General features: G+C 40.3%; 6 protein-coding genes. 3 read left to right on the top strand and 3 right to left on the bottom strand.

Features of this window, described 5'->3' with window-relative positions:
• The 3 genes from AC1DRQ_RS27855 to AC1DRQ_RS27845 form a co-directional block, all read right to left on the bottom strand.
• The coding region (locus tag AC1DRQ_RS27855; protein WP_477428838.1) for an efflux RND transporter permease subunit at positions 1-1904 on the bottom strand (1904 nt) is incomplete at its 3' end.
• Between the two features lie 75 nt (positions 1905-1979).
• The gene (locus AC1DRQ_RS27850) at positions 1980-3155 is read right to left on the bottom strand and encodes an efflux RND transporter periplasmic adaptor subunit (RefSeq protein ID WP_429397624.1); all 1176 of its coding nucleotides are present in this window, start codon (positions 3153-3155) and stop codon (positions 1980-1982) included.
• A 107-nt stretch (positions 3156-3262) separates the two neighbouring features.
• Positions 3263-4600, bottom strand: coding sequence for a TolC family protein (locus AC1DRQ_RS27845; protein WP_429397626.1), 1338 nt, complete (start codon positions 4598-4600; stop codon positions 3263-3265).
• Positions 4601-4976: 376 nt separating this feature from the next.
• On the opposite strand from AC1DRQ_RS27845, the gene spt reads away from it, so the two are divergent.
• The 3 genes from spt (at position 4977) to AC1DRQ_RS27830 (ending at position 8393) form a co-directional block, all read left to right on the top strand.
• Positions 4977-6182 carry a serine palmitoyltransferase gene (spt, locus tag AC1DRQ_RS27840; protein ID WP_429397627.1) on the top strand — a complete coding sequence of 402 codons (1206 nt, stop codon included), beginning with the start codon at positions 4977-4979 and terminating at the stop codon, positions 6180-6182.
• Positions 6183-6291: 109 nt separating this feature from the next.
• Positions 6292-7410, top strand: coding sequence for a GNAT family N-acetyltransferase (locus tag AC1DRQ_RS27835; RefSeq protein WP_477428834.1), 1119 nt, complete (start codon positions 6292-6294; stop codon positions 7408-7410).
• Entirely contained in the window at positions 7407-8393 is a 987-nt protein-coding gene (locus tag AC1DRQ_RS27830) for an NAD-dependent epimerase/dehydratase family protein (RefSeq protein WP_477428832.1), read from the top strand. Before AC1DRQ_RS27835 ends, AC1DRQ_RS27830 begins: the two co-directional genes overlap by 4 nt.
• The last annotated feature ends 136 nt before the right edge of the window (positions 8394-8529 follow it).

Raw genomic sequence — 8529 nt, 5'->3', positions numbered from 1 at the left:
GGTTTAAGCTGAACAAACATGGTGGCACTGTTAGCCTTACTTGCAAAGCTGATAGCGTTCAATCCGCCTAATGCCGCGTAGTGCGCAATTTCGGGTACACTATCAAGGGTTTTCATCATTTGACCCAAAACATCAACCGTTCGCACTGTTGATGAAGCTTCAGGCAGATCATAGGTGATATAAACACGACCATCATCCTCCAGTGGAATAAAGCCGGATGGCTTACCCCTGAATAAAAGTATAGTGCCTATAATAATGCACACCAGTATAATGATAATAAATTTTGAATGTTTTATACTCTTATCAACCGTGTTGCGGTACCTGCCTGTTATACGGGTGAACCACTCATTAAATACAAAAAAGAATTTGTTGAGCCCTCTTGATTTTTCATCAATTTTATGCGGGCGAAGCAGCAACGTACACAGTGCCGGAGTTAGCGAAAGCGCCACAAAAGCCGATATCAATACGGATATAGCTATGGTGATAGCAAACTGCTGATAAAGGCGTCCAACTATACCGGGTACAAAGCCCACTGGCACAAACACCGCGGCTAATATCAGGGCAATAGCAATTACCGGCGCCGATATATCACGCATGGCGTGTTCAGTTGCTTCCCGTGGCGACATACCCTTCTCATCCATATAATGCTGTACAGCCTCAACCACTACAATGGCATCATCAACCACAATACCTATGGCCAGTACAAAACCAAACAACGTAAGCGTATTAATGGTAAAATTGAGGGGTATAAAAAATATGAACGTGCCTATAATAGATACCGGAATAGCCAATACAGGGATCAGTGTAGAACGCCAATTCTGCAGGAATAAAAATACTACTACAATAACCAGCCCCAATGCTATAACCAGGGTTTCAACCACTTCGCTCACTGATACTTTAACTACGGTTATCGCTTCAAAAGGAACCACGTAATCAACATCAGCGGGGAAGCTTTTCTTGAGCTGCTCCATAGTGGCATACACATTCTCGGCTGTTTCAAGTGAGTTACTGTTTGGCGCCTGGTAAACCAACAGGTACGAGGCCCTTTTACCGTCAACATATGAATTACCAGAGTAATTGAATTTACCGAGCTCAATACGTGCAACATCCTTTAAATGTACAATTGCCCCGGTAGATGGCACGGTTTTCACGATTACATTACCAAACTCTTCGGGTTTGCTTAAACGGCCCTTTACCAGTACAGAATATTCAAAGGTTTGTGCTTTTTGCTGGGGCGTGGCACCAACCGTACCCGGGGCTACCTGGGCGTTTTGCTCGGCCAATGCTGCGGTAACATCACCTGCGCTCATACCTAAAGCCGCAAGCTTATCAGGATTAAGCCAGATACGCATACTAAAATCATCGGCACGGGAAACAACATCGCCCACGCCTTTGGTACGTAATATGGCATCCTTTATAAAAACGTTGGTATAATTATCAGTAAACGTAACATTATGACTGCCTTTAGGCGAATACATGGCCACCAGCATCAAAATACTTGGATTACGTTTACGCACAATCATACCTAAACGCTGTACTTCCTGCGGTAAAGTTGGGAGCGCGATACCTACACGGTTTTGCACATCAAGTGCCGCTATGTTAATATCGGTACCCACATCAAAGTTAACGGTCATGCTCATTTGACCGTTACTGCTGCTGTTACTTTGCAAATAGGTCATGCCTGGTACACCGTTTACCTGTACTTCTACAGGAGTGGCCACAGTTTGCTCTACGGTTAATGCATCGGCCCCGGTATAAGTACCCGTAACAGAAACAGTTGGTGGAGTAATATCAGGATATTGTCCGATAGGTAAGCTGGTCATTGACAATATACCTACAATTACAATCACTATCGAGATCACTATTGCGGTTACCGGTCGTCGTATAAAAGTATCTGCGATCATTCTTTTTATTATTAAGTTTTGCAGGGATTGTTCCCTGCCACTCGCTTAAATTTCTCTTTGTATGTATATAAACAATTATTTTTTAGGGGCAGCACCTGCAGGTGGACCGCTGCCGCCAAGAGTTATTCTGCCGCCGTCGCGCAAACGCTGAAAGCCATCGGTCACCACATTGTCGCCAGCCTTAATACCATCCATAACCACTATATCGGTATTAACACGCGGGCCAAGCTTTACCTTTACCTGTTTGGCAATGGTATCGCGCCTGTCTTTTATGGTTTTATCTCCGGCTGTATCTTTAACTGTAGTATCCCTGGTCACAAAAACAAAAAATTCGCCCATTTGCTCCGTTACAGCTTTATTAGGTATTTGCACCCTGTTACCCGATTGTCCATTTAATACCCGTAAAACACAGCTCATACCATCCTTCAGGGCATCATCCTCGTTAGGGAATTGGATCCTTACTTTAATGCTTCCGGTTCCGCTGCTTACCCCCCTGTCAATAGCTAAAACTTTACCTGTTTTATTATAGGTAGTACCATCAGGCAGCTGTAATTTAAAAGTAGTATCGCTGCTTGCTTTTTTCAGATCGTAAAAGCGGTTGATTTCCTGCTCGTTAATTACTACATCAACACCTATGGGGTGCTCGGCCGATATGGTGTTCATAAGCGTAGTACCTGCCGAAACCTGTGTGCCCAGCCTCACCTGCGATATACCTATACGCCCTGTGAACGGGGCGGTTATGGTAGCGAAAGACAGATCAGTACGGGCTGATTCCAGAGCTGCTTTTGCAACGGCTACCTGGCTCTTATTAGTTTCGTAGGCAGCCTCTGCCTGGTCAACGGTTTGACGGGCAATAGCATCATTTTTCAATAGCATGTTGTACCTGTCAATATCTTTTTGCGCTTTAACCAAATTAGCCTGGGCACTTAAAACGTTGGCCTGAGCCTGCTGAAACGCAGCAAGGTATTTACGCTTATCAATTTCATAAAGCACCTTGCCTTTGGGCACAATATCACCCTCTTTAAAAAATATTCCTGTTACAAAACCAGGTACCTGGCTTCTGAGTTCAGTAGTGTTTATAGAAATAACTGTACCCTGATATAGGTCATAATAAGTGGCTTCGGCCTTTATAGCTTCCTTAACACTTACCGGCGTTGGCGGCGGGGCAGCATCCTGTTTCGCTTTACCTTTACATGAGGCCAATGCTAATAATGCCGCCGGGGCCAACCAGTATATATATCTGTTTTTCATCGTAGTGATTATTCGTTGTTGGTTTGTTTTTTGATAGTACCTAAGAGTGCTACGTAGTTTTTTCTATAGTATTTGCAGGCAACTTTATACTGCCCGATTTTTAATTATCATTCAACAGCAAGTGTACCTAATGCTCTTTGCAGATCAATTTTGCTTGATAACAGCTGAAACAGCGCATTGTAATAGTTTAGTTCGGCCGTTCGCAAATCTGACTGGGCTACAATAACATCAAGATAGGTTTTAACACCTTCGCGGTATTGCAGGCTTACTATTTTATAAACATCCTTGGCCAGGTCAACATTTTGCCTGATGAGCTGATAACTGGCGTAGTTGCTTTTATAACCTGCCAGGGCTTGCACATATTCGGTATTTATAGTGTTCTGACTGTTTACAATATCAAGATCAGTACGCTCAACCTGCAATTTGGCCTTACTTAAATTTTGCAGGCGCCTGGTTCCCTGAAAAATGGGCAGGTTAAGCGTAAGGCCAGCATATCCGGTTGGAAATGGCTTATTATACAAGTCTGAAAAATCATGGCTGAAATAAGCCAGATTATAACTGCCTACTGCCGATAAGGAAGGTAAAAAACCATATCTGTAATAATTAACGTTTATATTTTGCAACGCTTTACTGGTTTGCAGTAACCTATATTCAATACGGTTATTTACATCAAGTTTTTGATTGGTATCAATAAAAGCTTCCTGTTCATAGTGCGATGAGTCATAGGCCAGTGACAACTCTTTTGAACCACCAACTCCCATGATCTGCTTTAAATAAGCCGTTTTACTTTTTATAGCTTCTTCGGTTTGCTTGCGGGTGGCCAATGAATTATTTAAGGCGATGGTAGCCTGTTTGTAGTCTGTTTTATCAGATACGCCGGCCTGGTATTTATTAAAAGCATCCTTTAAGCTTCTTTGCAATCTGGTAATATCCTCATTAGTAATGTTAAGCTGTTTTTGGGAAAGTAATACATCAAAAAAGGCTTTACTTACGTCTGATACCACATTGATCTGGCTGCTTAAGATGTTTTGCTTATAGTATTGACGCGAATATTTGGAGGCTTTTGAAGCCAGTAATACATCATTGTTATATATTACCTGACTGGCTTGTAAACCCACTGTTGAGAGGTTACGCACCCCGGTTCCGGCGGGGATGTTGGCACCGGAGGCACCTGCCTGCGGGCTACCTTTAAAATAATAATTGTACAGTCCGGATGAAGTAACCTGCGGCAGCCAGGCAGATAACCCTATCTTAATATCCCTCTCATTAATTTGCTCATCAATAGAAGCCTGACGTACCACCGGTTGGTTACGCAAGGCAAATTCAACGCATTGCTTTAATGAAACTGGCCCATTAATTGCTGTATCTATTCCCGTTTGTGCAAAAAGCGAAGAATGTAAAATTAATGTTAAGTTAATTATAGTAAAAATCGCTAAGTATTTCATTTTTTTCATAGAGAGGCTGTAGGTAACGTTATTTATCTACAAAAAATACAAAATAATAATCTTATAGTTTTTGTAGAGCTGCACAGGGGAACTGCGAATATGTGATTAATATTACTAAATTAAACTCAAGAATAAAAATTTTACGCAAATTTTATAAAAACATGCCTAAAACCAACTTTTTTAGGCTTTTTACAAAAAAATGAAAAAATGTGGTGCGAAATAAATAAAAAAATTAATTAATTTGCCATGTGAGAATATGGATGGGTTCTTATTAATTTAAGTTCATAATAAGCATTTTTAAAAAAAATTACATATACCGTATAAGTTATATGCTTATTCATGGTATTTTTACACAAAATTTAAGCAGGGTTAATACATGGTTAAAAAACTACATGGGAAGATCGCTCAATTCCAGGTTGCAAATATGCTCCGGGAAAGAGGATTGTATCCTTATTTCAGGCCTATTGAGTCTGCTCAGGACACTGAAGTACTAATAGATAACAAAAGGGTTTTGATGTTTGGTTCTAATTCATATTTAGGACTAACAAATCATCCTAAGATTAAAGAAGCTTCGAAGAAAGCTATTGACAAATACGGCACAGGCTGTGCTGGCTCTCGTTTTTTGAATGGTACACTTGATATCCACATTGAGTTAGAGAACAGGCTTGCCAGCTATGTTGGCAAAGAGGCTACTGTTTTATTCAGCACCGGGTACCAGGTTAACCTGGGCGTACTTTCATGTATAACAGGCCGTAATGATTATATTATATTAGACGAATATGATCACGCCTGTATTATTGATGGCAGCAGGCTTTCGTTCTCGAAAGTTATAAAATACGCCCATAATGATATGGACGACTTGCAGCGTAAACTGAGCATATTGCCAGAGGAGGCTGTAAAAATTATTGCTGTTGATGGTATATTCAGCATGGAAGGTGATATTGTTAAACTACCACAAATAGTTAAGCTTGCCGACCAATATGGTGCAAATATCATGATAGATGATGCGCATAGCCTTGGAGTTATAGGCCATAATGGCGCTGGTACCGCATCGCACTTTAACCTTACCAGTGATGTTGACCTTATTATGGGCACATTCAGTAAATCGCTGGCATCATTAGGTGGTTTTATTGCCAGCGATAAGGATACCATTGATTATATTAAACACCGTGCACGTTCATTAATGTTCAGTGCAAGTATGCCTCCCGGTTCGGTAGCCAGTGTAATTGCCGCTTTGGATATCATTGAATCAGAGCCTGAAAGGATCCAAAAACTTTGGGATAATACTAATTACGCCTCAAAACTTCTTATCGAAGAAGGATTTGACCTGGGCCCTACCGAAAGCCCGATATTGCCAATATATGTGCGCGACAATGAAAAAACCTTCCTGGTAACCAAACACCTGCAAGCAGCTGGTGTGTTTGTTAACCCGGTTGTATCGCCTGCTGTACCTTCAGATTCATCATTGCTTCGTTTCTCATTAATGGCCACACATACCTTTGAGCAAATTGACGAAGCTGTTGAAAAACTTGCTAAAGTGTTTAAAGAGGTTGGTGTAACTTCTGTTAAAGAAAACATATAATATTAACCGAACGTCCATGTGCATGATGCTGTTTTAATAAAAACCGGCTCCTGTATATGGACGTTTAATATTCTACCGCCTTGCGGCAATCCATTTTATAATACCACTCATGATAAAAATTATAACTGTTAATTCTAAAAAGGAATTAGCTTCATTTATTGATTTTCCGCATGATTTGTATGAGAACGATCCTAATTACGTTCCGGAATTGTTTATTGCCCAAAGAGACCTGCTCACCATTCATCCTTTTCATAAGCATAATACTGTACAACCCTTTTTAGCTTATGACGGCGATAAAATTGTTGGGCGTATTGCGGCCATACTCAATAACGCGCATAACAACTTTAATAAAGCCAATGATGGCTTTTTTGGCTTTTTTGATTGTATTAATAATGCCGAAGTATCGTCAGTTCTTTTCGCCGCAGCCGCTACATGGCTTAAGCAAAAAGGGGTAACCGGCAAGTTTATAGGCCCGGTTAATTTTTCAACTAATGAGCCTTGCGGTTTATTAATAGAGGGTTTTGACAGTCCTCCTTTTTTAATGCAAACCTATAATGCCCCCTACTACGCTGATCTGATAGACGGACTTGGTTTTATTAAAAATGTTGACCTGATTGCCTGGCATTGGGACGACAAAAGTTATGATGATAAATCGGTTAGGTTATTGAATGCCCTCGAAGAGCGTTTAAAGCGTAATAATATTGTTATCCGTAAATTAAACTTGAAAAAGTTTAAAGAAGAAGCGGTGAAACTACGCGAAGTTTATAACTCAGCCTGGGATCATAATGATGGATTTGTGCCTTTAACAGACGAGGAATTTGATTACCTGGCTAAAGACCTTAAGCTGATACTTGATCCTGACTTTGTATTGGTTGCCGAGCAGGAAGGTAAAATAGTTGCCTTTGGCTTAGCGCTGCCTAATTATAACGAGATATTTCAGAAAATTAAAAGGGGCCGTTTATTACCAACCGGTATTTTTAAAATACTGTTTGGCAGAAAAAAGATACAAAGCCTGCGCATATACGCCCTTGGTGTTATTGACGGCTATCGTAAAATGGGTATTGAAGCCTGTTTATATGGTACCATTATTAAAGAGTACAAAAGAAAAGGCATGAAACAAGCCGAAGCCGGCTGGACACTGGAACACAATGATATGGTAAACCGTGCCATTGAAGCCATAAACGGCAACCCGTACAAAAAATACAGGTTATACGAAAAACAAATATGAGGGAGCGGGTTTTAATAACCGGCGCAAGCGGCTTTGTAGGTTTTCATTTAATTGAAGAAGCATTACAGCAAAAGCTGGAGGTTTATGCCGCTGTGCGTAAAAGCAGCAATACCGATCATTTAAAACATTTAGATATACAATATATATATCTTGATTACAAAGATCTGCCTGCCTTAAAACAACAACTTACCCAACTGAATCCCGATTATATTATTCATGCAGCAGGCGTTACCTCGGCCCGCTCACAGGCCGAGTATAATTACATCAACGCCACCCATACTTTTAACCTGGCATCGGCCGCAGTTGAGGTTTGCGGTAATTTAAAAAAGTTTGTATTGATAGGCAGCCTTGCGGCAATAGGTCCGCTTAAAACCTTTGAGGGTATCATAAACGAGACTACTCCCCCCCACCCGGTAACTGCCTATGGCCGCAGTAAATTACTGGCCGAAGAACAGTTAAGGACAGTTGAAAATTTGAACTATACTATATTACGCCCCACAGCCGTTTATGGGCCAAGGGATACCGGTATATTTATATTTTTTAAACAACTGGTAAAAGGTATTGAACCTTATATAGGGAATGCGCCACAAAAGCTGAGTTTTATATATGTAAAGGATGTGGCTAAAGCCGCTATAAAAGCTTTATACGGCGGCAATCATAAAACCTTTAACCTGAGCGATGGAAACTTTTACAGTAAGTACGAATTGGGTGATATTACCAAAGAAGTGCTGAAGCTTAAAACCATAAAGTTTCATTTGCCTGTAAATTTTGTAAAAATAATAGCTGTTGTATCAGAAAAAATAAGTTCTTTGAGCAATAAAGCAGCTGTAGTTAATCTTGAAAAAATAGATGAACTCATGGCCGTAAACTGGTCATGCGATAATGAAAATGCTAAATCAGAACTGGGGTTTTATCCAACATACAACCTGCACAAGGGTTTAACTGAAACGCTAACCTGGTATAAAGCCAATAAATGGCTTTAGCCGATAACAATTAAACAGTAAATTAATGCAATGAAAATTAAAATTCCTTTTGTTATACCAATTTACTTAAACGTTTAAGTAAATTAGGCGATGAAGGAATAAAAGCTATAGAATTCGTTTTTTATACCCCATAACT

The sequence above is a fragment of the Mucilaginibacter sp. P4_E8 genome (assembly GCF_056401495.1).
Note: the sequence above shows the minus strand (reverse complement) of the source record. Positions and strands in the feature narration are given on the sequence as shown.

Bases quoted from the DNA above. Each gene is read 5' to 3' on its own strand.
- AC1DRQ_RS27850 (WP_429397624.1), bottom strand. From the start codon at position 3,155: ATGAAAAACAGATATATATACTGGTTGGCCCCGGCGGCATTATTAGCA.
- AC1DRQ_RS27845 (WP_429397626.1), bottom strand. From the start codon at position 4,600: ATGAAATACTTAGCGATTTTTACTATAATTAACTTAACATTAATTTTA.
- spt (WP_429397627.1), top strand. From the start codon at position 4,977: ATGGTTAAAAAACTACATGGGAAGATCGCTCAATTCCAGGTTGCAAAT.
- AC1DRQ_RS27835 (WP_477428834.1), top strand. From the start codon at position 6,292: ATGATAAAAATTATAACTGTTAATTCTAAAAAGGAATTAGCTTCATTT.
- AC1DRQ_RS27830 (WP_477428832.1), top strand. From the start codon at position 7,407: ATGAGGGAGCGGGTTTTAATAACCGGCGCAAGCGGCTTTGTAGGTTTT.